This is a genomic window from Thioclava marina (assembly GCF_002020135.1).
Taxonomy (GTDB): domain Bacteria; phylum Pseudomonadota; class Alphaproteobacteria; order Rhodobacterales; family Rhodobacteraceae; genus Thioclava; species Thioclava marina.
In genome coordinates this window covers 1,692,292-1,713,361 of record NZ_MPZS01000001.1, presented here as the reverse complement: position 1 = coordinate 1,713,361, position 21,070 = coordinate 1,692,292, and the positions used below count along the sequence as shown (strand labels likewise).

Below are 21,070 nucleotides of genomic sequence, written 5' to 3'. Positions count from 1 at the left end.
CAGATCAAGCGTCTTGTGCGGGTTTGGGCGTGGCGTCACTTCTGGCAGGTGGGGCAGAAATAGGTCGATCGGCCCGATTGCACGATGCGCCGGATCTGTGTGCCGCAGGTCATGCAGGGCGCATCCTCGCGGTCATAGACGTGGAAGCTGTGCTGGAAATAGCCCAGCTCGCCATCGGCCTGACGATGATCGCGCAAGCTCGATCCGCCCGCCGCGATCGCCTCGGTCAGAACCTCGCGGATGATCGGTACAAGCGAGGCCAGCCGCGCGTTCGAGATCCGTTTCGCCTGGCGGCGCGGGTCGATGCCCGCGCGGTGGAGCACTTCGCAGACATAGATGTTGCCCAGCCCCGCGACGACATGCTGATCAAGCAGCGCGGTCTTGATCGGGCTGGCGCGACGTTTGAGCGCCTCCACCAGGTACTCTTCGTTGAAGTCATTTCCGAAGGGCTCGGGCCCGAGCCCCGCAAGCAGCCAATGCGCCGCCTCCCGGTCGGTCAGCACCAGGTCCATCGCCCCGAACCGGCGCGCATCGTTGAAGGTCACGCGCCCGCCGCCCGACATGTGCAGCACGACATGGTCGTGCTTCGCGGGGGCTGGGTGGTCGAGGTGGAACTCTCCGAGCGTCACGCCCGAGACCAGCATCCGTCCCGACATGCCCAGATGAATGAGCAGACTCTCCCCGGTATCGAGATCGGCGAGGATGTATTTCGAGCGCCGCCGCAGCCGCTCGACCTTCGCCCCGGTCAGCCGTTCGGCCATGCGTTCGGGCAGGGGCCAGCGCAGGTCGGGGCGATTCACCTCGGCCCGTTCGATCCGGTGGCCTTCCATCGCAGGCGCCAGCCCGCGACGAACCGTCTCGACCTCGGGCAATTCGGGCATTGTTCCTCCTCATCGGATTGTCTTGCGGCAAAGGGCCCCTATAAGAAGGGGGAGAATTCAGGATCGGCAAGGGCCCATGAGCGCAGAGCAATCAAAGACCACGCATTTCGGCTTTCAGACCGTGGACGAGGACGCGAAGGCCGGGATGGTCCATGGCGTCTTCTCGCGGGTCGCGTCGAAATACGACATCATGAACGATCTGATGAGCGTCGGCATTCACCGCGTCTGGAAGGATGCGATGATGGACTGGCTCGCGCCGCGCCCGGGGCAGAAGCTGCTGGACGTAGCGGGCGGCACGGGCGACGTGTCCTTCCGCTTCCTCAAGCGCGCGGGCTCAGGCCATGCCACGGTCTGCGACATGACCGAGTCGATGCTGATCGAGGGGCGCAAGCGTGCCGAGGCCGAAAGCCTTGCCGACTGTCTCGATTGGGTGGTGGGCGATGCGATGGCTCTGCCCTTTGCCGATAACAGCTTCGACGTTTACACTATCTCCTTCGGGATCCGGAACGTGACGCGCATTCCCGACGCGCTGAGCGAAGCCTATCGTGTGCTGCGTCCCGGCGGTCGGCTGATGGTGCTGGAATTCAGCCAGATCCCGAACGATATGATGCAGAAGGCCTATGATCTCTATTCGTTCAACGTGATCCCGAAGATGGGCGAGATCGTCGCGAACGACCGCGACAGCTATCAGTATCTCGTGGAATCGATCCGCAAATTCCCGCCGCAGGAGAGTTTCGCTCAGATGATCCGCGAGGCCGGGTTCGAGAACGTCTCTTACCGCAATCTCTCGATGGGGATCGCGGCGCTGCATTCGGGCTGGAAAATCTGAGCGATGCGCGGACCGCATAACATCTGGCGCCTGATCCGAACTGGCGCGACCTTCATCCGCTCGGGGGCGATGCATCAGGCACTCGAGGCAATGAACGCGACGCCACGTCTGCGCGCGGTGGCCTATGCGATCAGCGCGCCTTTCGCCTGGCTCGGCTACAAGGGTGATCCGAATCTGCCGCCCGTCACCCGCGCGATCACCGCGCTCGGCCCCGCCTATATCAAGTTCGGGCAGGTGCTCTCGACGCGGCCCGACGTGGTGGGTGATGAGCTGGCCGACCAGCTGCGCGTGCTGCAAGACAAGCTGCCGCCCTTCGAGACCGCGATTGCCAAGCGCATGATCGAGGAAGAGCTCGGTGCCCCCGCTGATCGACTCTTCATGGAGTTCTCGGAACCCGTGGCCGCGGCGTCGATCGCGCAGGTCCATTCCGCGCGCCGCGCCGATACCGGCGAGAAGGTCGCGGTCAAGGTGTTGCGCCCGGGGATCGAGCGCGCCTTCCGCCGCGATCTCGATGCCTTCCATTTCGCCGCCGGGATGATCGAACGGCTCTCGCCCGCCTCGCGCCGGCTGCGCCCGACCGAGGTGGTCAAGCATTTCGAATCGGTGGTTCTGGGAGAGCTGGATCTGCGGCTCGAAGCCGCTGCCGCCTCGCAATTCGGCGCGAATACGAAGGACGATGAGGGCTTTCGGGTGCCGCAGCCTGCGTGGAACTTTTCGGCCAAACGCGTGATGGTTCTCGACTGGGCCGAGGGGCTGCCGCTGGGCGATCGCGAGGCACTGATCGCTGCGGGTCACGATGTGAACCTGATCGGCGAGCGGGTGTTGCAGCTCTTTCTCAGCCACGCGCTCCGCGATGGCTATTTCCATGCCGATATGCATCACGGCAACCTCAAGGTGGCCGCGAACGGCGACATTCTTGCCTATGATTTCGGGATCATGGGGCAGATCGACGAATATACCCGCCGGGTCTATGCCGAGATCCTGATGGGCTTCATCCAGCGCGATTACCGCCGCGTGGCCGAGGTGCATTTCGAAGCAGGCTACGTGCCTGCCGACCGCGATGTGGATGATTTCGCTCTGGCGCTGCGTGCCGTGGGCGAGCCGATTTTCGGCATGGATGCCGAGCATATCTCGATGGCGCGGCTGCTGGCCTATCTCTTCGAGGTGACCGAGCGCTTCGGGATGCAGACCCAGACCCAGCTGATCTTGCTGCAACGCACGATGGTCGTGGTCGAGGGGGTGGCGCGTTCGCTCAACCCCACGATCAACATGTGGGAGGTCGCCCGGCCCGTGGTCGAGAAATATATCCGCGAGAATCTCGGGCCGCGCGCGGCGCTGAACGATCTGCGGCGTACGGTGCAGATGCTGGGCCGGTTCGGTCCGGAACTCCCCGAGCTTCTCAAGGCCGCGATCCACCGTCAGACCGAACCGCCGCCCGCGCCGGTCGATCCGAAGGGCTGGCGCTATGCCGCGCTCGCCACGGGGGGAGCCGCCCTGTTGCTGATCGGGGTGCTTTTGGGCGAGTTGATCTAGCCCTCGCGCAGGGCGGTCACGGCTTCGGTCGAGATCGCACTCCCGCCTTCGAGGATGAGGACCGGGCCGCTTGCAGTGCCCTGCGCCTCGACGATCCGGTTGTAGGTTTCGACGGTGTTCGTGCCGACGAGCGTGCCGCCCGAATAGCTTTCGAGAGTGAACTCATAGAGGCCTGCGGGAAGGGATGCGCCGTTGCCATCGCGCCCGTCCCAGGCGAGTATTTCGGCGCTGACCGGGATCGTGTCGCGCGCGACCGTCGTTCCGCTGGCATCGCTTACCACGAGGATCGTTTGATCGGCCCCGAGAACGGGGTTCGGCGAGAGCGTCACCGGGCTTTCCCCGTCGAACCAGGCGGGCGCTTCGGTGCGGGCCTGCATGCCGACCCAGCCTGCCAGTTCCGACATGCCATTGAGGCCAAGCTGCGTCGTCAGGGCCTGAAGCAGGTCGTTGGTCTTCACCTGCTGTTCGACGCCGGAAAAGGTCGCAAGCTGCACCGCGTAATCGGAACTTTCGATCGGGTTCAACGGGTCCTGGTTCTGCATCTGCACTGTCAGCATCGTCAGAAAGGTCTGGAAGTCCGAGCTGAGTCCCGCATTTTGCGCCGCCCTGGTGGAGTTCGCCGCCGCCGTGACGGCGCTGCTTGCGGTGATCGGTGTGGTGGTGGTCATGTCTTGTCCTCACATCCTCAGGTCGAGCCCTGACGCGGCTGACCGGATTGGCACAAAGCTGGCGCGCAGCGGTTCGGGCATCTCAAGACTGGGCGGCGTGGGCCCGTCCTGTGCATCACCGCCCATGTCTCGCTGTGCAAAAGCGCTCTGGTCGCTATTCTGATCGAAAGTGAAATTCAGCGCGCCATATCCAAGCTCGCGCATCTCGCGCGCGAGGCTGTCGATGTGGCGGCGCATCAGATCCAGCGTTTCGGGCCGTTCCGCCTGGATCGCAACGGTCATGGCCTGATCGTGGGCGTGAAGCGTCAGGCGCACCCGACCCAGCTCCTCTGGCGAAAGCGAGATTTCGATCGGCTGATCAGGCATCTGGGCAAGAGCAGCGCCGATCTGCTGGCCGACGGACTGCGCCAGCGCCGGTGCCGGAGGCGCCGATGCCGTTCGTTGCGGTTCGGGCAGTGTCGCAAGCGGCAAATCGGGGCGGGCGAGCGGTGGCTCCGTGGAAGAGGCGCGCAAATCGCTCAGGCGCTCGTCATTGTCCGCAACGATCTTGGGCGTGACGGGCAGGGCAGGCGCCACCTGCGCAGCATCGGCGCTATGTGTTGCGGGGGGTGGAGCAAGCGGCTCTGCCGTGAATTTTTCGGGCATTGCACCGGAGTGCGGGCTGGGCCCGGCTTGCGCCACCGTAACATCGGAGGAGGCTTGGGGCCGCATCAAAGGTGCATCCCCCCCTGACGTCGCCTTGGTGGGTTCGATCGCGACCGATCGCGGAGCGCGGGTGGTGTCAGGGCCGAGGCGCCCATCGGATATCTGATTGCGCGCGGGTCCGTCGGGCTGGATTTCCGGGGTCATAAGCCGCGCGATCGGCATGTCGACTGCGGTGCGCGATGTTGCGCCACGGTCAAATTCGATGCTGTCGCGCGGGGCCATACCTGTGCCCACGGAAAGCGATGGATCGTGCGCACCTAGAATGTCCTGTTTTGGCGTAATCCGCGTCATTTCCGGCGTAGCGGCGGTTTGGTGGCCGAGATCGCTTTCACCTGCAAGCGACGCGGCGTTGCGTCCTGCGTGCAGGTCTGCGCCGCCGCCTCCGTTCAAGAGTTGACCCACCTGAGAACGCTGCTCGGGCGAAGTCTGTGCCGAGGCGGCGTCGGAACCGCCCTCCGTCAACTCGGTGCCGATGGATGGCGTTGACCTTGGCTCGACGCGCGACGCTTCCAAAAACGCCATGCCCCCCATAGGGTTACCCGCAGGTAGAAGGGGCGGGAGAATCGCTCGTCGATCCTGCATTTCCGGCGCTATCCCGGTGTTCGCTGCGCCGGGAGGGCGGTCACTTCCGATGCGAATACTGTCAGACACAGTCCCGGCAGGCTCTGAGCGCGGCCCCCTTTCATTTAGACGTCCCTCTCCAAGGGGCGGTGAGAGTGGCGTCGGCAGGGCAGGGCTCGGCGCGGGGGCTTCAGACATCCCGGCATTCTCCTCCCCGGATCCTGAATTTTGGCGCGGTCTCGAACCCCTTGCCTCATCAGCGTCCTCCCCAACCTCCGAAAGCCTCTCAGTGCGCGCGCGGATTGCATCCGCCTGCGGCGGCGGCATCCGCCCGCGAAACCGATCACAATCCGGTCCCGTCCCGCAGTTTTCTGGCAAAGGGGTCTTCGTGGCAGAATCCGCCTGCCTGGTGTTCTTCATGTCGCTCCGCGGTTCGGGATTTGCACCTGCGCCAAGGGTGACGGAACACTTTTCAGTCGCTACCGAGGGGGCGCATTCGTCGCCGAGGATTGCCTTTTCCGCGGTGTGCAAGAGAAGGGTCGGTGTAAGAGCCGCAGTCTCTTCGAACGCGACGCCGAACAGCTCTGTAGTCGTTTGTGACTCCGGCGCCGTCGCTGGAGCTTTGTCCGGGTGCGGCGCCAGACCGGTTTCGATGAGCGAAATGGGAATCATGATCCTCGCGACTTCTGTCTGTGAATGAAGGGAGATTGCCGTCCCGGGGTTACCGATTCTTTACCCGAGATCCCCATGATCGGAAAAAATCGCATCAATTGGAGCAATCCATGCAAACCGGCCTTTCTCCCTTCACACTTTCCGCGCCGGAATCTTTGCGCATCGCGGAGCGCTCCGCACAATTGCGCCGCTCGGCCCAAGCGCTGGAGGCGGGCTTCCTGTCGGAAATGCTCAAACATGCCGGATTGGCGGAGATGAATGGCGCTTTTGGCGGCGGTGTGGGTGAGGAACAATTCACCTCTTTCCTGCGTGAGGAAAAGGCGAAACGCATGGTAAATGCGGGTGGGATTGGCCTTGCCGAGACGATTTTCAAAGCGCTCGAGGCTCGGGGGACACAAGATGTCGCGTGAAACCGACCCCGTCCATGCGTTGATGGATATTCTGCGGGTCGAACGTGAGGCGATCCGGGCTGCGGATCTCGGTGCGCTGACGGGGCTTGCAGATCGCAAACAAAAAGCGTTGGCTCGCCTTGACGCCCCCCCTGCCGAGGCGCTGCACGAACTGCGCCGAATGGCGATCGAAAATGAACGTCTTCTTGCAGCGGCATTGCAAGGGGTGCGCGCAGCTCAATCGCGTCTGAAAACAATCACGGTCTCCGCGCGCGGGTATGATTCCTATGACGCGTCGGGGCACAAGACCGCGATCCGTCGCGAGGAAAGCGCCTTCGAGCGCCGCGCATAACACGTTAACCAGATTAGAAATTTTCCGCGCCCGACCCGGAAAACTCTAGGGCGTGTTAGCGGATCTTTAACGCCGACGAGCTCAATGTGGGTGCGCATCCACCGGATGGCGCGTGGCCCGCTGAAAGGCCCCGCACAGGTCAGAACGCCATGAGCGCCGCAGGAACCAGCGGCTTCTGAATATTCGGCGCAAAGCGCCGACCACGAAAGGATGAGACATGTCCAGCATTCTGACAAATACCAGCGCGATGGTTGCGCTCCAGACCCTCAAGGGGATCAACTCCAACCTCGCCACCACGCAGTCCGAAATTTCGACCGGGAAATCGGTCGGCTCCGCGAAGGACAATGCCGCCGTATGGGCCATCTCGAAAGTTATGGAATCGGATGTGAAAGGCTTCAAGGGGATTTCCGACAGCCTCGCCCTCGGCGAATCGACCGTCGCGGTGGCGCGTCAGGCATCGGAGACGATCACCGACCTTCTGACCGAGATGAAAGGCAAGATCGTCGCTGCGCAGGAATCGAACGTCGATCGCGTGAAGATCCAGGACGACATCGTTGCCTTGCGTGACCAGATCAAATCGGTTGTCGGCGCGGCGCAGTTCAACGGCCTGAACCTTATCGAGGGTATGGATTCGGTTTCGGTGCTCTCGTCGCTTGATCGCCAGTCCGACGGGAGTGTGAACGCCTCGCAAATCGTCGTGTCGCGTCAGGATCTTACGATGACCGACGGGTCGCTCGGGACCGGCGCGGGTCTGACCGATCTCTCGACCAACGTGCAGTCGACCTCGACGACACTGTCCGCCACGGCAATTCGCGATGATGGGGCCGGAACGCCCGCAGATATCAGTCTTGCCGGCGATTTCAGCGGCGATTCGCTGTCCTTCAATATCGGTGGAACGACGGTCAGTTTCGCCGTTGGTGATCTGAGCGCGACCAACACAACCGCGGCCCAAACCATCGCGGATGCAATCAACGCGGCTCAAATCGAGGGCATCACCGTTGCGAACAATGCCGGCACGCTGGAGTTCTCCTCGACGCGCGACTTCGACCAGACGACAATTTCAGTCACGCAGGGCGGTGCGTCTTCGGGCACGCTAGGCGCAGGTTCGGTAATGCTCGATCAACGCGCGGAGACCTTCACGTTCTCGAATGTGACGGTGAATGAAGGCGACGGTTATCAGTTCGCGCTCTCGAACGGGGTAACGGCGACCTACGTGGCGAGCAACGGCGACACGATGGAGGATGTCGTCAAAGGTCTGAAGGTCGCCATTGATTCCGAGAATAATGCGGATTTGACGACCAAGGTCTCCAAGAACGGCTCGGATCAATGGATCATCGAGATCGCCAATGACAACGCCACCGACGCGACCGTGACGATCACCGCGAATGATGACGTCAACGGGAACGCGGTTCAGACTGGCGGCCTGTCAGGGCTTGATAATATCGATGTTACGAACGATGCCGGTGCTTCGGCGGCGCTCGACAATATCGAGACGATGATCCAGACCTCGATCGAGGCCGCGGCGCAGTTCGGTTCGGTGGCGAGCCGGATCGAAACCCAGGCCAGTTTCATCTCGAATCTCACCGATTCGATGAAAGCGGGGATCGGGTCGCTCGTCGACGCGGATATGGAAGAGGCTTCGGCGCGTCTTCAGGCGCTTCAGACCCAGCAGCAGCTCGGGATCCAGGCGCTTTCGATCGCGAACCAGCAACCGCAGAACATCCTGTCGCTGTTCCGCTGACATGATCCAGAGGCGCCGTAAGCGGCGCCTCTTTTCCTCGCGGCAAAGCCGCGCACCGCAGCATTCAGCCACAGGAAGGATTTCCCGTGTACGCGACGACCTTGGCCAAAACGGCCTATGCCAACTCAACGCAGCCCGTGCGCACCGCGCGTGGCATGGAATTCGAACTTTTCGCCCGGGTTACACGCCGCCTCAAACAGGCTACCGACGCTGGCGCGGCGCAGTTCCCAGCTCTCGCCGAGGCGATTTGCGACAACCGCAAGCTATGGACCGTGCTCGCAGCGGATGTGGCCGATCCCGCAAACAACCTTCCTGCGGAGTTGCGCGCGCGCCTTTTCTATCTGAACGAATTTACCCAATCCCATAGCCGCAAGATCCTTTCTGGACAGGGGTCGGCTGATGTTCTCGTCGACATCAACACCGCCATCATGCGCGGCTTGCGTCAGGACGGGGGGGCGGCATGACTGGTCTCGTCCTGAAACTGGCGCCGAAAGAACGGGTCCTGATCAACGGTGCGGTCATTGAGAATGGAGAGCGACGTTCACGCCTCGCAATCATGACGCCAAACGCGAATATCCTGCGCCTGCGCGATGCGATCCATCCCGGCGAGGTCAACACGCCGGTGCGTCGTGTGTGTTATATTGCCCAGCTTGTGCTCTCGGGAGATGCCGATCCGGAGGAAGCGAAGATGCAACTTTTGCGCGGCATCGAACAACTCAGCCAAGTCCTCACCGATCACGATAGCCGAACACAACTCAACGCGGCGACGCTGGCGGTGATCGACAATCAGCATTATCAGGCCCTCAAGGCCCTGCGCAGCCTGTTGCCGAGGGAGGAGCGGCTGCTCGCGGCTCGCCCGTCATGAGCTACCAGCCCATTGTGCCCTATTCCGGCTATGCAGGTTGGGGGTTTCTGAACCGAACGATGGAAACCCAGAAAGCGGCCTTTGTCGCTTCCGCGGAGGTGCAGACTGCGAAAGAGTATTTCCGCGAGAGGATCGGATCGATCACAAGTGCCGAAGATCTGGTTGCGGATCGCCGGCTCCTTGACGTTGCGCTGGGCGCTTTCGGGCTTGATGAGGATATCGGAAACAGGTTTTTCATCCGCAAAGTGCTTGAAGAAGGCTCGCTGGATAGCGGGTCTTTAGGCAACAAGCTTTCGGACAAGCGCTATCTTGCGTTCACGAAGGCTTTCGGCTTCGGAGACTACACCACACCGCGCACGGTGTTGTCCGATTTCGCGGAAGAAATCATCGGGCAATACGAATCCCGGCAATTCGAGGTCGCTGTTGGCAATACCGACGCGGATATGCGTCTCGCGCTCGCGCTGCAAAAGGACCTTCCTGAACTCGCAGCCAAGGAAACGAGCGCAACGACAAAATGGTACACGATCATCGGGACGACCTCGTTAAGCCGTGTTTTCCAAGTCGCCTTCGGGTTGCCGCCGAGTGTCGCGTCGCTCGACGTAGACCGACAAGTCGAGATCTACGCGCAAAAGGCCGAAGCGCTTTTCGGTTCATCCGATCCCGCGCAGTTCACCAGTCCAGAGGCATTGGAGAAGCTGACGCGCGATTTCTTCTTGCGCAGTCAGCTCGATGCAAGCGGATCAATCACCTCTGGAGATGCTGCGCTCATGCTCTTAAAGGGCAGCGGGTCTTCGGGCCTGTCGCTGTTGCTGTGATCAGCCGAACCCCGGAGCGAGGCGCAGCTCGCCCGTAACGAGACCGCGCCAGTTCCGTTGCGATCCGGTCAAGAGGCGCGAGACGACCGGATGACTATGCTCGAGAGCGCCAAGGCGAACCAGAAGGGCAGTGATGGCGGCTTCCGATGCGCGGGTGGCGCCGTCCACGATCTTGAGAGCAATGCCGCGCTGTTGCTCGGGCAGGATCGCGACATAGACGGCTTCCGCCCCGGTCTTCACTGCGACACGCCCTTCCATTGCGCGCATCAGATCTGTGCAGGCGCGTCCCTCGCCTGCCACCATTTCCGGATACTGTGCCATCGCGCGGGCGAGGCGGGCCGCGGCGTTCTCGCGTGGGTCTCCTTCGGGATTGGCTGCGGCAAAGAACTGCATCGCACGCGCCAGCCCCGTCACGCTCGTTGCGAAGTTCGGCGCCGAGCAGCCGTCGATCCCGAAGCCGGGGGAGTCTTCGCCGGTGACTTCTTCGAAGGCCGCCTTGACGGCCTGCTGGACCGGATGCAGCACTTCGACATATTCCGGCCCGGTCCCGAGATGGCGATTGAGGGTCAGAAACCCGGCATGTTTGCCCGAGCAGTTGTTGTGCATCTGACAAGGCGTGCCGTCCGAACAGATCAACCGCTTCTTTTCGTCCCGGTCGCGCGGCATATGCGCCCCGCAGCGCAGGTCGTCATCGCCCAGCCCGAGCGCCGCGAGCCAGTCCGCGACCGCCTCGCGATGTAGCGCAGCACCCGAGTGACTTGCGCAGGCCAAGGCGAGCTGCCGATCGGTCAGTCCTGCCGCCTTTGCCGCCCCGCTCTCGATCAGCGGGAGCGCCTGAATCATCTTCACCGAAGAACGCGGGAAGATCACCGCATCCGGGTCGCCCCAAGCCATCTCGACGCCGCCCGGACCGTAGATCACCGCGTGACCGTGATGCTCGGATTCCAGCATTCCGCCCCGCCACAATTCGATCATCGGTGCTGCTGTCATCTTTCTCTCCGGTTCATGCGCGAAATCTCGCCGTTGCGGGGTTTTACCCCTAGGCATTTGTGGGTTAAATGAGTGTTATCGAGTGGAAAACGCATCCGCCACGAAAAACAGGGCGACCGGCCCGGGCGATGCAGAGGCAAAACGACAGCTGGAGGCTGTAAGCATGATGAAAATGGGTCTGCGGATCGCGGCGATCGCCGCGCTCATGTTCGGGGCAGGACAAGGCGCGATGGCTCAGGAAAGCACCAACCGCGTGGCCGCAAACACGGATTGGAGCGTTTTCGTCGACGACAACCCCAAGGAATGCTGGGGCGTGTCGAAGCCGAAGAAGACCGTGAACACGAAAGACGGCAAGGTCGTGCAGGTTCGCCGCGGCGACATCTTGCTGTTCGTGACCTATCGTCCGGGCAAGAAGCCCGAGGTCTCCTTCATGGGCGGCTATCCCTTCGCCGACGGCTCGACCGTCGATCTCGAGGTCGGGGGGCAGAAATTCACGCTCTTCACCGACGGGGAAGGCGCCTGGGCGGGTTCGCCCGACGAGGACGCCAAGATCATCGCCGCTCTGAAGGCGGGTGCCGATGTGAAACTCACCGCGCGTTCGGGGCGTGGCACCCAGACGGAAGATACCTTCTCGCTGATGGGCTTCACCGCAGCGACGGACGAGGCCGAGAAACGCTGCCAGTAAAGCTGCGCTGAGAGATGCCTGTAGCCCCGGCCTGCGCGCCGGGGCTTTTGCGTTCGAAAAGGAGGCGTGCATTGCCCCCTGTTATTGCAGGCCCGAATCCCCTATATGAAGCGCCTCATTTCAAGGAAACGTGCCATGACCAAGCCTTCGGCTCCGATCACGCAAGACGTGCACACGATCCCGCGCAAGCTGCCCGAAGGCGGCAAGGTGAACCTCGTCGGTCTCACCCGTGACCAGCTGCGCGACGTGCTGATTGAGGCGGGTACGCCCGAGAAGCAGGCGAAGATGCGCGTCGGCCAGATCTGGCAATGGATCTACCATTGGGGCGTGCGCGATTTCGCGCAGATGACGAACCTTGCGAAAGACTATCGTGCGATGCTGGTCGAGCGGTTCGAGATCACCGTGCCGGAGATCGTCTCGAAACAGGTCTCGATGGACGGCACACGCAAATACCTGCTGAAGATCGCAGGCGGCCATGAGGTCGAAGCGGTCTATATCCCCGAGGAAAATCGCGGCACGCTCTGCATCAGTTCGCAGGTCGGCTGCACGCTGACCTGTTCCTTCTGTCACACCGGCACGCAGAAACTGGTGCGCAACCTGACTGCGGGCGAGATCGTCGGCCAGGTGATGGTGGCGCGCGACGATCTCGAGGAATGGCCCGAGCAGAACACGCCGAAGAACGAGACGCGGCTGGTGTCGAATGTCGTGCTGATGGGCATGGGCGAGCCGCTGTATAACTTCGAGAATGTCCGCGATGCGATGCAGGTCGTGATGGATGGCGAAGGCCTCAGCCTGTCGCGCCGCCGGATCACGCTGTCGACCTCGGGCGTGGTGCCCGAGATCGCGAAAACGGCCGAGGAGATCGGCTGCCTTCTTGCGATTTCCTTCCACGCGACGACCGACGAGGTGCGCGACAAACTCGTGCCGATCAACAAGAAGTGGAATATCGAGACGCTTCTGAATGCGCTGCGTGATTATCCGCGCCTGTCCAATTCCGAACGCATCACCTTCGAATACGTGATGCTCAAGGGCGTGAACGACAGCGACGAGGATGCGCGCCGTCTGGTGAAGCTGATCCGCGGCATTCCGGCGAAGATCAACCTGATCCCGTTCAACGAATGGCCCGGTGCGCCCTACGAGCGGTCCGACTGGGAGCGCATCGAGAGCTTTGCCGACATCATCTACAAGGCTGGCTATGCGTCGCCGATCCGTACGCCGCGCGGCGAGGATATCATGGCCGCCTGCGGTCAGCTGAAATCGGCGACCGAGCGTGCGCGCAAATCCCGTGCCGAGATCCAGGCGGAAGCGGGGCTGTAAGGGAACTCGCCTGATGGCTTCGGCATTGATCTTCAACGAGGGACAGCATCCGGAGAGATCATGACGCGAGAGGCCATCGCCCCGCTGCCGAAACCTGAAAACTCCAAGGGCAAACCGCGTCGCACCGGCGTGGAGATCGAGTTTGCCGGTCTGACTGAAGAACGCATCGCCCGGATCGCGGCTGATGCGCTTGACGGAAAGGCCGAGCGGGTCGAAGGCAACGACTGGAAGGTCAGCGGGACGAAGATCGGTGATCTTCAGATCTACCTTGATATCTTCCTGCGCAAGGAGGCGGACAACGCGCTCAAGGAGTTCGGCCTGCGCATCGGGCGCGAGGTGATCCCGGTCGAGATCGTGACCGACCCATTGCCCCGAGAAGGCCTTCTTCAACTATCTGATTTTATTGAATTGCTGCGCAGCGAAGGTGCAGAAGGAACCGGGCGCTCACCGCTCTACGGTTTTGGCCTTCACCTCAATATCGAGATCGCCTCCGACGAGGCCGAAGATATCGTGCGCCCCCTCTTGGCTTTTGCGCTGATCGAGGAATGGATGCGCTCTACATGGCCAATCGAGATGACGCGCGAATTGCTGCCCTTTACCGCGCCCTATCCCCGGAAACTGATCGCGGATCTGATGACGCTCGGACCTGACGCCACGCTGGAACGCGCAATCGCGACCTATCGCAAGCATACACTGTCGCGCAATCATGGGCTCGATATGCTGCCGATCTTTTGCGAACTGCGTCCCGATCTGATTGATCCGAAGGAGGGGAAAGGCGGCACCGTCTCGCCACGACCGGCTTTCCATTTCCGCCTGCCCGATTGCCGGATCGACGATCCGAACTGGTCGCTCGACAGCGAGTGGCGGCGCTGGTGGCTGGTCGAGAAGATCGCGGCGGATCGCGAATTGCTGGATCGGTTGAGCCACGAATGGCGGGCAGCGAAAGGTGGTTTCCACCCGTTCGGCGACAAATGGGTCGAGACCTGCGATGGCATTCTGAAAGAGACGGGTCTGCTCGAGGCGGCGCGCGCATGAGGCCGTTGATCGGCATCTCGACCTCGCGCCGTACCGGTTGGCGGGTTTACCCGTTCATTGCGTTGGGCGTCTGGCTCGCGGGCGGGCGTTCGGTGCGCTGGGTCGCGGGACGTCGGGCCGAGGTGCGCCATGTCGACGGCATCATCGTCGGTGGCGGGGATGACATTTCGCCCGAACTTTACGATGGCGAGCTGGTCGCGAGCGCGGTGCTCGACCCGGCGCGTGATGATCTGGAGAGATGCCTTGTCGAGGAAGCGATGGCGCAGGGCAAGCCGGTGCTGGGAATCTGTCGCGGCGCGCAGATGCTCAACGTCGCGTTGGGCGGCAACCTGCATCAGGATGCCTATAACCATTACGGCGCGCGCAAGCACTCGACGATCCTGCCGAAAAAGGATGTGCGGATCGAGCCCGGCACGCGGCTTGGCGCGCTCGCGGGGTTGGAGCCGATGCGGGTCAACGCGCTGCATTCGCAAGCTGTCGATCGGTTGGGCGATGGGCTGCGCGTGGCGGCGCGTGACGGGTCCGGCATGGTGCAGGCGGTCGAGCGGATCGAAGAGCCCTTCGCCCTCGGTGTGCAGTGGCACCCGGAATACCTGACCTATGCACATCGCCAGCGGGCCCTGTTCCGGGCATTGGTGGCGGCGGCGCGCGCTGGCGTCGAACATCGCGCGCAACTGCCCGAAGTGAGCGCTGAGGCGAAGGCTTAGGCCCGCCCGCTCACCCGCATTTCGAATAATCCCACCCGTCGATCACCGCGACGGCTTCATCGGCCGTCTCGACAAAACTGACCAGCTCGAGATCCTCGGGCGATATCGTGCCCGCTTCGGCGAGCCGCTCCCAATTGATGATCTCGGCCCAGAAGTCGCGTCCGAACAGGATGAAGGGGATGCGCGACATCCTGTTCGTCTGAATCAGCGTGAGTGCCTCGAACATCTCGTCGAGCGTACCGAAGCCGCCGGGGAATACCGTCACGGCTTTCGCGCGCATCAGGAAATGCATCTTGCGGATCGCGAAATAGTGGAAGTTGAAGGCAAGATCGGGCGTGACGAATTCGTTCGGCGCCTGCTCGTGCGGCAGCACGATATTGAGCCCGATCGACTGGCCGCCTGCCTCATGCGCGCCGCGATTGCCTGCCTCCATCACGCCCGGCCCGCCACCGGTGCAGATCACGAATTCCCGGCCATAGCTTTCCATCGAGCGATCGGTCATCGTCTTGGCGAAGAGACGCGCCTCTTCGTAATAGCGCGACAGTTCGGCCAGATAGGGCGTCTTGGCGCTCTCTTTCTTCTCGGGCGCGGGGATGCGCGCCCCGCCGAACATCACGATGGTCGACTCGATCCCGCGCTCGTCCATGATCATCTGCGGCTTGAGAAGTTCGAGCTGCAATCGCACCGGTCGCAACTCTTCGCGCATCATGAAATCGACATCCGTGTAGGCCAGCCGATAGGCGGGGGCACGGGTCTGGGGCGTGTCGGGGATGTTCCGGGCGGTCTGCGCGTCTTCACGCGAGTGGCGGAACGAATGCGTCGGATCGTCCTTCATGGGGCTCCTGCTCATTGCGCGATTGGCTTTGACCAACTATAGCGTGAACGCTGTAAAGGCCACCTGAAAGAGGATCTGCCCATGTCGAACGCCGCGCTCGAAACTGCCATTGAAGCTGCCTGGGAAGCTCGTGACACGATCACGCCGTCGACCGGTGGCGAGACCCGTGAAGCGATCGAGGATACGCTGAACGCGCTGGATCGCGGCGAGCTGCGCGTGGCCGAAAAGCTCGAGAATGGCGACTGGCATGTGAACCAATGGGCCAAGAAGGCGGTTCTGCTGGGCTTCCGGCTCAAGGACATGGAACAGCAGGACGGCGGCCCGCAGGGCAGCCACTGGTGGGACAAGGTCGACAGCAAGTTCAAGGGCTGGGGCGATAAAGAATGGAAGGCGGCGGGCTTCCGCGCCGTGCCGAACTGCATCGTGCGCAAATCGGCCTATATCGCGCCGGGCGTGGTGCTGATGCCCTCCTTCGTGAACCTTGGCGCTCATGTGGACGAGGGCACGATGGTCGACACCTGGGCGACGGTGGGCAGCTGCGCGCAGATTGGCAAGAACGTGCACCTTTCGGGCGGCGTCGGCATCGGCGGCGTGCTCGAGCCGATGCAGGCCGGCCCGACCATCATCGAGGATAACTGCTTCATCGGCGCGCGCTCGGAAGTCGTCGAGGGCTGCATCGTGCGCGAGGGCTCGGTTCTCGGCATGGGCGTCTATATCGGCAAATCGACCAAGATCGTCGATCGTGAGACCGGCGAGGTCATGTATGGCGAAGTGCCGCCCTATTCGGTCGTCGTCTCGGGCTCGATGCCCTCGAAGAACGGCATCAACCTTTACTGCGCTGTGATCGTGAAGCGCGTCGATGCGCAGACGCGCTCCAAGACCGGCATCAACGAGCTGCTGCGCGACTGATGTTCGACTATTCGCTCGCTCATTGGCTGGCATTCGGCGCGGCGGCGGTTCTGCTGAACCTGTCGCCGGGGCCGGATCTTGCCTTCATCCTGGGCAAGGTTGCGCAGGGCGGGCGGCGCGCGGGCTTCGCCGCGATGTTCGGGATCTGGACGGGCGCGTCGGTGCATGTGGCGCTGGCGGCGGCCGGGTTGTCGGTGCTGATCGCCTCGTCGCAGATCGGTTTTGCCATCGTGAAATGGGTTGGCGCAGGCTATCTGATCTGGCTCGGCATTCAGGCGCTGCGCTCGGGCGGTGCGAGCCTGAACGTCGCGGGCATGCCCTCGGTGTCTTTGCGCAAGACCTTCCGTGACGGCGCGCTGGTCAACATCATGAATCCGAAGATGGCAGTGTTCATGATGGCGTTCCTGCCGCAATTCGTGGTGGCGGGAGCAGGATCGGTTGCCGCGCAGATGGCGTTGCACGGCGTGCTGATCATAGCCGCAGCGGCGTTGATCGAACCCGTCGCGATCTTGCTGGGGGATGCGGCGCTGGGGCGGCTGCGCCGTTCGCGACGCGCGGCGTTGTGGATGGAGCGGGCCCTTGGCGGGCTGTTCATCGCGCTCGGTCTGCGGCTCGCCACGGAAAAGCTGTGAGGTTGTGATGACAGAGAAGCCCGCGAAGAAACCCTCGCGCCAGCAAGTCTATACCCTGCTGGTCGAGGTCGGCCGCGCGCCCAATGACGGGCTGCCGAAAGGGGCCTCGGGGGCAGGGCTGTTGTGCTATGCCTCGGGCGTCGATGAGGCCGAGGCCGTGCGTGAGACCGTGGCGATCCTCAAGCAGGCGGAGCTCGCACCGCTCGATGTCACGGGCTATGGCACGATCGCGGAGCGCGAGAAGCAGGGCCACGAGATCGACGACGAGGAGCGGGCGCTGATGGCCCGTGCGCTCGAGGAAAACTCGGTGATCATCGCGCAGATGGAGCCCTATTTCGGCGACGACAAAAAGCCGCTGCAATAACCCGCTTGCCGCCACGACGCCCCGTTGAAACCTCACGGGGCGTTGATACACTGTTATCAAACAGCGAACAGGCGGGCAGGCAAATGACATTTCCGGGCAAGATCATTCCTTTGACTTTCATGGCGTTTTCGGCGCTGTCGGCCTGTGCGGGCCCTCCCGAATCCTCGCCGCGCCCGATGCTGAAAGGCTCTACGCCCGTGGCCGATCCGATCCCCGCCGCCGATCCCGCGACCGAAGCGCGCTTCGAGGCCTGGCTTGCCGGGTTCAAGACGCGGGCAATGGCCAACGGTATCAGCGAGAGCACCTGGAACCGCGCGATGGCCGATGCGCGCTACAATCCCAAGGTGATCGAGCGCGACCGCTATCAGTCGGAATTCACCAAGGCGATCTGGGACTATCTCGACAGCGCAGTCTCGCCCGAGCGGATCGCGACCGGTCAGCAGATGCTGCGCCAATATGGCCCGCAGCTGAACGCGATCGAGCGGAAATACGGGGTCGAGAAAGAGGTCGTCGTCGCGATCTGGGGCATGGAGAGCCGTTACGGCGCCTATCGCGGCAAGACCGCGATCATCCCTGCGCTGGCAACGCTGGCCTATGACGGGCGGCGCGGCGAGTTCTTCGCCAAGCAGCTTATTGCGGCGCTCAAGATCATCCAGTCGGGCGATGTGGATGCGCGGCACATGACCGGTTCGTGGGCCGGGGCCATGGGGCACACGCAATTCATCCCTACCTCCTATCTCGCCTATGCGGTCGATTTCACCGGCGACGGCAAGCGCGACATCTGGTCGGACGACCCGACCGATGCGCTGGCCTCCACGGCGGCTTACCTCGCACGTTCGGGCTGGTCGAAGGGGCAGCCCTGGGGCGTCGAGGTCATCCTGCCCTCCGGGTTCAACTACGGCTTGACGGGCAAGGGCACGCAAAAGAGCCCCTCCGATTGGGCGGAGCTCGGCGTGCGTTCGGCCGCGGGTGGCACGGTGCCGAATTACGGCGCGGCCTCGATTCTCGTTCCGGCTGGCGCAAAAGGTCCGGCCTTCATGATCTTCGGCAATTTCCGCGCCATCTCGCGCTACAATGCGGCCGACAGCTACGTGATCGGAGTCGGGCATCTGTCGGACCGGCTGAAGGGCAAGGGGCCCTTCGTGCAGGACTGGCCGCGGACCGGAAAGCCGCTGAGCGAAACGCAGAAGGTCGAGTTGCAGGAGCGCCTGACGGCGGCGGGATTCGACACCGATGGAACCGACGGCAAGATCGGCGCGAACACGACGAAGGCTATCGTTGCGTTTCAGAAAGCGCGCGGGCTCCCGCCCGATGGCTATGCGACGCTGGAGCTGTTGCAGGTTCTGCGCGGCTCTTAAGGTTGCTTAAGGTTGCTTAAGGTTGCGGACTGACCCCGACCACTGGCGCGTGCAGGTGGTAGAGCGTCACCCAGACCAGCACCGCCACGATGAGACGGGTCGGAGAGGGCCAACCCTTCGGGCGCCAGCGCCCGGCGACGAGCGCTGCGCCGGGGATCAGCCCGGTCCGTGCGCTCAGGCGTTGCCATTCCGTCTCGCCCATCTGCCGACGCTTGCGCGCCTCGAGCGCGCGCAGGCCCATTGCCGTAAACAGCGCGAAGGCTCCGAACAGGATCAGATGCGCGAGATCACCATTGGCGACCAGATGCGCCGCAGCCCAGATCGCGATGGCCCATAGCAGGGGTTGGCGCGTCAGTCCCGCTATACCGGGATGAACCGGGTCGAACCCGGATGCTCGGGCCTCGAAGGCAAAAGGATTGGGCGCGCCGACCCCGAAACTGCCGAGCAGGATCGCCAGAGGCATCGCGATATTGACCAGCCAGCGCGCCCAGGTTTCTTGCGGCCATAGTTCCACGTAAGGCGCACGTCCGGCAGCGAAGATCACCCAGAACAGTAGAGCCGTCGAGAGCAGGCTGAACCCGATCACCCAACCGCGCTGGCCCAGGCCGCGCACCAGTGCTGCCTTGAGTTTGGGCATCGAGGGTATCGCGTGTGATGCAAGAAAAAGCATCCCCGCGAGAATGAATTCGCTCCAGCCGGTCATATGCGCCTCCTTGTGGCAGCTTGCCCTGATCCATGGCACAACGCCTTGAGAAAAGTCAGCCCCGCGCGGGAAGGAATGCTCAATGACCGACAGAGTTGTGAAGGCGCTTGCCGCCATCGATGCCGCCAATGATCTGGACCCGACACTTGAGGACGGCGCTCCCGCGGCGCGGCTCTATGGAGAGCGGATGACGGCGGAACTGGAGCGGCTTTTCCCGGACGCCAGCGAAGGGCTGCAAATCGCCGCGCGCGGGCAGCATATCGAGCGCTGGCTCCTGCCGCGCAAGGACTTCCCCGAGGGGCGGCAGGGATATCTCGAATGGCGGCGCGAACAGGGGCGGCGTCATGCGGCCCGCGTGGGAGCGATCATGGCCGAGGCGGGCTATTCCGAGGATGAGGTCGCGCAGGTCGAGAAGATGCTGCGCAAGGAAGGGATCAAGCGCGATGCGGAGGTGCAGGCGTTGGAAGACGTGATCTGCTTTACCTTCCTGCGCCACTATTTCGCGCCCTTCGCCCCCAGTCAGGAGCCCGAGGCGCTTCTGAAGATCGTCGAGAAGACCGCGCGCAAGATGTCGGCCGAGGGTCGGGCGCGCGCGCTCGCGGAGTTCGATCTGCCGGAGCCTTTCGCCGCAGCCTTCCGCGCCTAGCGGCGGGCTTCCTGTTTCGAGATCTGTACCGCGAGGATGCCGCCCGCGATTACCGCGACGCCGAGCGCGTCGTGCCAGTCGAGCTTTTCACCCAGCACCAACGCTGCAATCGCCACGCCGAAGACCGGCGTCAGGAAGTGGAAGGTTGCCGCGCGTATCGCTCCGATGCGGCCAACCAGACGGAACCAGACCCAGGTCGCCATCAGCCCCGGCACGATCACCGTGTAGATGAAGGCAATGGTCAGCTTCGGGGTGACCGTTACGCTCAGATGCTCGGTGAGGAGCGAGACGACAGCAAGGCTGGCGGCGCCCACAAGCATCTGGAGCCCGACGATCATCAGCACGCCCCCTTTGCCGCCGCTCGCGCCGCGCACGGTCAGGGTCGCGACGGCCAGCGCCAGCGCGCCTGCGAAGCACAGCCCCAGACCCAGCGGGTCCACGCCGCCTTGCAGCCGTGCCCCCATTATGATGCCCACGCCAGCGAAACCCGCCACGAGCCCCGCGATACCGAGCGGCGGGATCCGGTCGCGATACACGATCCAGCCAAGCGCGCCCACGATCAGCGGCATGGTCGAGGCGATGATCGCCGCCACCGAAGCCTCGACCATCGTCATCGCGACCCAGTTGAACCCGAGATAAAGCGCGTTCTGGCACAGCCCGAAGATAAGCGTCGCACGCCACTGCGCCCGGCTGAGCTGCCAGCTCTGGCCCAAGGCGCGTGCGAGCGCGACGCCGATCACGCCAGAGATCAGGAAGCGCACCGACAGTGCCGCGAGCGGGGGCGCTTCAGCGACGATTATATGGGTCGATGTGAAGGCCGACGACCACATCAGGGCAAAGGCCAGCCCCATTCCGATTGCGCGCAGATCCATGCGTCC

General features: G+C 63.1%; 24 protein-coding genes. 17 read left to right on the top strand and 7 right to left on the bottom strand.

All coding sequences use genetic code 11. The features are described 5' to 3' along the window. Positions 1–35: 35 nt before the first annotated feature. Positions 36–881 carry a bifunctional DNA-formamidopyrimidine glycosylase/DNA-(apurinic or apyrimidinic site) lyase gene (gene mutM, locus BMG00_RS08280; RefSeq protein ID WP_078573934.1) on the bottom strand — a complete coding sequence of 282 codons (846 nt, stop codon included), beginning with the start codon at positions 879–881 and terminating at the stop codon, positions 36–38. A 76-nt stretch (positions 882–957) separates the two neighbouring features. Here mutM and ubiE point away from each other — a divergent pair, with 76 nt between their 5' ends. Then, the gene (gene ubiE, locus BMG00_RS08275) at positions 958–1,710 is read left to right on the top strand and encodes a bifunctional demethylmenaquinone methyltransferase/2-methoxy-6-polyprenyl-1,4-benzoquinol methylase UbiE (protein ID WP_078573932.1); all 753 of its coding nucleotides are present in this window, start codon (positions 958–960) and stop codon (positions 1,708–1,710) included. A 3-nt stretch (positions 1,711–1,713) separates the two neighbouring features. Then, positions 1,714–3,243, top strand: coding sequence for a 2-polyprenylphenol 6-hydroxylase (ubiB, locus tag BMG00_RS08270; RefSeq protein ID WP_078526309.1), 1,530 nt, complete (start codon positions 1,714–1,716; stop codon positions 3,241–3,243). Here ubiB and BMG00_RS08265 read toward each other — a convergent pair. Beyond that, positions 3,240–3,911 carry a flagellar hook capping FlgD N-terminal domain-containing protein gene (locus BMG00_RS08265; protein ID WP_078526307.1) on the bottom strand — a complete coding sequence of 224 codons (672 nt, stop codon included), beginning with the start codon at positions 3,909–3,911 and terminating at the stop codon, positions 3,240–3,242. The two genes, ubiB and BMG00_RS08265, sit on opposite strands and share 4 nt — an antisense overlap. A 9-nt stretch (positions 3,912–3,920) precedes the next feature. Next, positions 3,921–5,138: a flagellar hook-length control protein FliK gene (locus BMG00_RS17610; protein ID WP_158521699.1), complete on the bottom strand. Its 1,218-nt coding sequence runs from the start codon at positions 5,136–5,138 to the stop codon at positions 3,921–3,923. An 821-nt stretch (positions 5,139–5,959) separates the two neighbouring features. Between BMG00_RS17610 and BMG00_RS08255 the strand changes: the two genes are divergently transcribed. From BMG00_RS08255 to BMG00_RS08230, 6 genes are all read left to right on the top strand, one after another. Then, positions 5,960–6,259 (top strand): rod-binding protein, encoded by a 300-nt coding sequence (locus BMG00_RS08255; protein WP_078573929.1) that lies wholly within the window; start codon positions 5,960–5,962, stop codon positions 6,257–6,259. Further along, positions 6,249–6,590, top strand: coding sequence for a hypothetical protein (locus BMG00_RS08250; protein ID WP_078573927.1), 342 nt, complete (start codon positions 6,249–6,251; stop codon positions 6,588–6,590). Before BMG00_RS08255 ends, BMG00_RS08250 begins: the two co-directional genes overlap by 11 nt. A 217-nt stretch (positions 6,591–6,807) precedes the next feature. Next, the gene (locus tag BMG00_RS08245; RefSeq protein ID WP_078573925.1) at positions 6,808–8,331 is read left to right on the top strand and encodes a flagellin N-terminal helical domain-containing protein; all 1,524 of its coding nucleotides are present in this window, start codon (positions 6,808–6,810) and stop codon (positions 8,329–8,331) included. Between the two features lie 86 nt (positions 8,332–8,417). After that, a complete protein-coding gene (flaF, locus tag BMG00_RS08240; protein ID WP_078573923.1) occupies positions 8,418–8,795 on the top strand; it encodes a flagellar biosynthesis regulator FlaF in 378 nt (125 codons plus the stop codon). Beyond that, positions 8,792–9,196, top strand: a complete 405-nt coding sequence (gene flbT, locus BMG00_RS08235; protein WP_078526292.1) for a flagellar biosynthesis repressor FlbT — start codon at positions 8,792–8,794, stop codon at positions 9,194–9,196. The genes flaF and flbT overlap by 4 nt, the downstream gene beginning before the upstream one ends. After that, positions 9,193–10,011 (top strand): DUF1217 domain-containing protein, encoded by an 819-nt coding sequence (locus tag BMG00_RS08230; protein ID WP_078573921.1) that lies wholly within the window; start codon positions 9,193–9,195, stop codon positions 10,009–10,011. Before flbT ends, BMG00_RS08230 begins: the two co-directional genes overlap by 4 nt. Here BMG00_RS08230 and BMG00_RS08225 read toward each other — a convergent pair whose 3' ends face one another. After that, positions 10,012–11,001 (bottom strand): asparaginase, encoded by a 990-nt coding sequence (locus tag BMG00_RS08225; RefSeq protein WP_078573920.1) that lies wholly within the window; start codon positions 10,999–11,001, stop codon positions 10,012–10,014. A gap of 166 nt (positions 11,002–11,167) precedes the next feature. On the opposite strand from BMG00_RS08225, the gene BMG00_RS08220 reads away from it, so the two are divergent. The 4 genes from BMG00_RS08220 to BMG00_RS08205 all read left to right on the top strand — a co-directional run bounded on the left by BMG00_RS08220 (position 11,168) and on the right by BMG00_RS08205 (position 14,745). Further along, a complete protein-coding gene (locus tag BMG00_RS08220; RefSeq protein ID WP_420604811.1) occupies positions 11,168–11,686 on the top strand; it encodes an invasion associated locus B family protein in 519 nt (172 codons plus the stop codon). Between the two features lie 135 nt (positions 11,687–11,821). Further along, positions 11,822–13,003 (top strand): dual-specificity RNA methyltransferase RlmN, encoded by a 1,182-nt coding sequence (gene rlmN / locus BMG00_RS08215; RefSeq protein ID WP_078573918.1) that lies wholly within the window; start codon positions 11,822–11,824, stop codon positions 13,001–13,003. A gap of 60 nt (positions 13,004–13,063) precedes the next feature. Continuing rightward, positions 13,064–14,038, top strand: a complete 975-nt coding sequence (locus tag BMG00_RS08210) for an amidoligase family protein (RefSeq protein WP_078526283.1) — start codon at positions 13,064–13,066, stop codon at positions 14,036–14,038. After that, complete coding sequence (locus BMG00_RS08205) at positions 14,035–14,745, top strand: gamma-glutamyl-gamma-aminobutyrate hydrolase family protein (RefSeq protein ID WP_078573917.1); 711 nt, start codon at positions 14,035–14,037, stop codon at positions 14,743–14,745. The genes BMG00_RS08210 and BMG00_RS08205 overlap by 4 nt, the downstream gene beginning before the upstream one ends. A 10-nt stretch (positions 14,746–14,755) precedes the next feature. On the opposite strand, the gene BMG00_RS08200 is transcribed toward BMG00_RS08205, so the two are convergent. Next, positions 14,756–15,580: an LOG family protein gene (locus BMG00_RS08200; RefSeq protein ID WP_078526281.1), complete on the bottom strand. Its 825-nt coding sequence runs from the start codon at positions 15,578–15,580 to the stop codon at positions 14,756–14,758. Positions 15,581–15,661: 81 nt separating this feature from the next. Between BMG00_RS08200 and dapD the strand changes: the two genes are divergently transcribed. From dapD to BMG00_RS08180, 4 genes are all read left to right on the top strand, one after another. Beyond that, positions 15,662–16,489, top strand: coding sequence for a 2,3,4,5-tetrahydropyridine-2,6-dicarboxylate N-succinyltransferase (dapD, locus tag BMG00_RS08195; protein ID WP_078526280.1), 828 nt, complete (start codon positions 15,662–15,664; stop codon positions 16,487–16,489). Then, entirely contained in the window at positions 16,489–17,121 is a 633-nt protein-coding gene (locus BMG00_RS08190; RefSeq protein ID WP_078573915.1) for a LysE family translocator, read from the top strand. Before dapD ends, BMG00_RS08190 begins: the two co-directional genes overlap by 1 nt. A 7-nt stretch (positions 17,122–17,128) precedes the next feature. Then, positions 17,129–17,485, top strand: a complete 357-nt coding sequence (locus BMG00_RS08185) for a hypothetical protein (protein WP_078526278.1) — start codon at positions 17,129–17,131, stop codon at positions 17,483–17,485. Between the two features lie 176 nt (positions 17,486–17,661). Continuing rightward, complete coding sequence (locus BMG00_RS08180; protein WP_425444005.1) at positions 17,662–18,843, top strand: lytic murein transglycosylase; 1,182 nt, start codon at positions 17,662–17,664, stop codon at positions 18,841–18,843. Between the two features lie 16 nt (positions 18,844–18,859). Here BMG00_RS08180 and BMG00_RS08175 read toward each other — a convergent pair whose 3' ends face one another. Beyond that, complete coding sequence (locus tag BMG00_RS08175; protein WP_078573912.1) at positions 18,860–19,546, bottom strand: NnrU family protein; 687 nt, start codon at positions 19,544–19,546, stop codon at positions 18,860–18,862. 82 nt (positions 19,547–19,628) lie between these two features. Between BMG00_RS08175 and BMG00_RS08170 the strand changes: the two genes are divergently transcribed. Beyond that, entirely contained in the window at positions 19,629–20,192 is a 564-nt protein-coding gene (locus BMG00_RS08170) for a DUF4202 domain-containing protein (RefSeq protein WP_078573910.1), read from the top strand. Here BMG00_RS08170 and BMG00_RS08165 read toward each other — a convergent pair. Beyond that, positions 20,189–21,064, bottom strand: a complete 876-nt coding sequence (locus tag BMG00_RS08165) for a DMT family transporter (RefSeq protein ID WP_078526271.1) — start codon at positions 21,062–21,064, stop codon at positions 20,189–20,191. The two genes, BMG00_RS08170 and BMG00_RS08165, sit on opposite strands and share 4 nt — an antisense overlap. Positions 21,065–21,070: the final 6 nt, after the last annotated feature.

Bases quoted from the DNA above. Each gene is read 5' to 3' on its own strand.
- mutM (WP_078573934.1), bottom strand. From the start codon at position 881: ATGCCCGAATTGCCCGAGGTCGAGACGGTTCGTCGCGGGCTGGCGCCT.
- ubiE (WP_078573932.1), top strand. From the start codon at position 958: ATGAGCGCAGAGCAATCAAAGACCACGCATTTCGGCTTTCAGACCGTG.
- ubiB (WP_078526309.1), top strand. From the start codon at position 1,714: ATGCGCGGACCGCATAACATCTGGCGCCTGATCCGAACTGGCGCGACC.
- BMG00_RS08265 (WP_078526307.1), bottom strand. From the start codon at position 3,911: ATGACCACCACCACACCGATCACCGCAAGCAGCGCCGTCACGGCGGCG.
- BMG00_RS17610 (WP_158521699.1), bottom strand. From the start codon at position 5,138: ATGGCGTTTTTGGAAGCGTCGCGCGTCGAGCCAAGGTCAACGCCATCC.
- BMG00_RS08255 (WP_078573929.1), top strand. From the start codon at position 5,960: ATGCAAACCGGCCTTTCTCCCTTCACACTTTCCGCGCCGGAATCTTTG.
- BMG00_RS08250 (WP_078573927.1), top strand. From the start codon at position 6,249: ATGTCGCGTGAAACCGACCCCGTCCATGCGTTGATGGATATTCTGCGG.
- BMG00_RS08245 (WP_078573925.1), top strand. From the start codon at position 6,808: ATGTCCAGCATTCTGACAAATACCAGCGCGATGGTTGCGCTCCAGACC.
- flbT (WP_078526292.1), top strand. From the start codon at position 8,792: ATGACTGGTCTCGTCCTGAAACTGGCGCCGAAAGAACGGGTCCTGATC.
- BMG00_RS08230 (WP_078573921.1), top strand. From the start codon at position 9,193: ATGAGCTACCAGCCCATTGTGCCCTATTCCGGCTATGCAGGTTGGGGG.
- BMG00_RS08225 (WP_078573920.1), bottom strand. From the start codon at position 11,001: ATGACAGCAGCACCGATGATCGAATTGTGGCGGGGCGGAATGCTGGAA.
- BMG00_RS08220 (WP_420604811.1), top strand. From the start codon at position 11,168: ATGAAAATGGGTCTGCGGATCGCGGCGATCGCCGCGCTCATGTTCGGG.
- rlmN (WP_078573918.1), top strand. From the start codon at position 11,822: ATGACCAAGCCTTCGGCTCCGATCACGCAAGACGTGCACACGATCCCG.
- BMG00_RS08210 (WP_078526283.1), top strand. From the start codon at position 13,064: ATGACGCGAGAGGCCATCGCCCCGCTGCCGAAACCTGAAAACTCCAAG.
- BMG00_RS08205 (WP_078573917.1), top strand. From the start codon at position 14,035: ATGAGGCCGTTGATCGGCATCTCGACCTCGCGCCGTACCGGTTGGCGG.
- BMG00_RS08200 (WP_078526281.1), bottom strand. From the start codon at position 15,580: ATGAAGGACGATCCGACGCATTCGTTCCGCCACTCGCGTGAAGACGCG.
- dapD (WP_078526280.1), top strand. From the start codon at position 15,662: ATGTCGAACGCCGCGCTCGAAACTGCCATTGAAGCTGCCTGGGAAGCT.
- BMG00_RS08190 (WP_078573915.1), top strand. From the start codon at position 16,489: ATGTTCGACTATTCGCTCGCTCATTGGCTGGCATTCGGCGCGGCGGCG.
- BMG00_RS08185 (WP_078526278.1), top strand. From the start codon at position 17,129: ATGACAGAGAAGCCCGCGAAGAAACCCTCGCGCCAGCAAGTCTATACC.
- BMG00_RS08180 (WP_425444005.1), top strand. From the start codon at position 17,662: ATGCTGAAAGGCTCTACGCCCGTGGCCGATCCGATCCCCGCCGCCGAT.
- BMG00_RS08175 (WP_078573912.1), bottom strand. From the start codon at position 19,546: ATGACCGGCTGGAGCGAATTCATTCTCGCGGGGATGCTTTTTCTTGCA.
- BMG00_RS08170 (WP_078573910.1), top strand. From the start codon at position 19,629: ATGACCGACAGAGTTGTGAAGGCGCTTGCCGCCATCGATGCCGCCAAT.
- BMG00_RS08165 (WP_078526271.1), bottom strand. From the start codon at position 21,064: ATGGATCTGCGCGCAATCGGAATGGGGCTGGCCTTTGCCCTGATGTGG.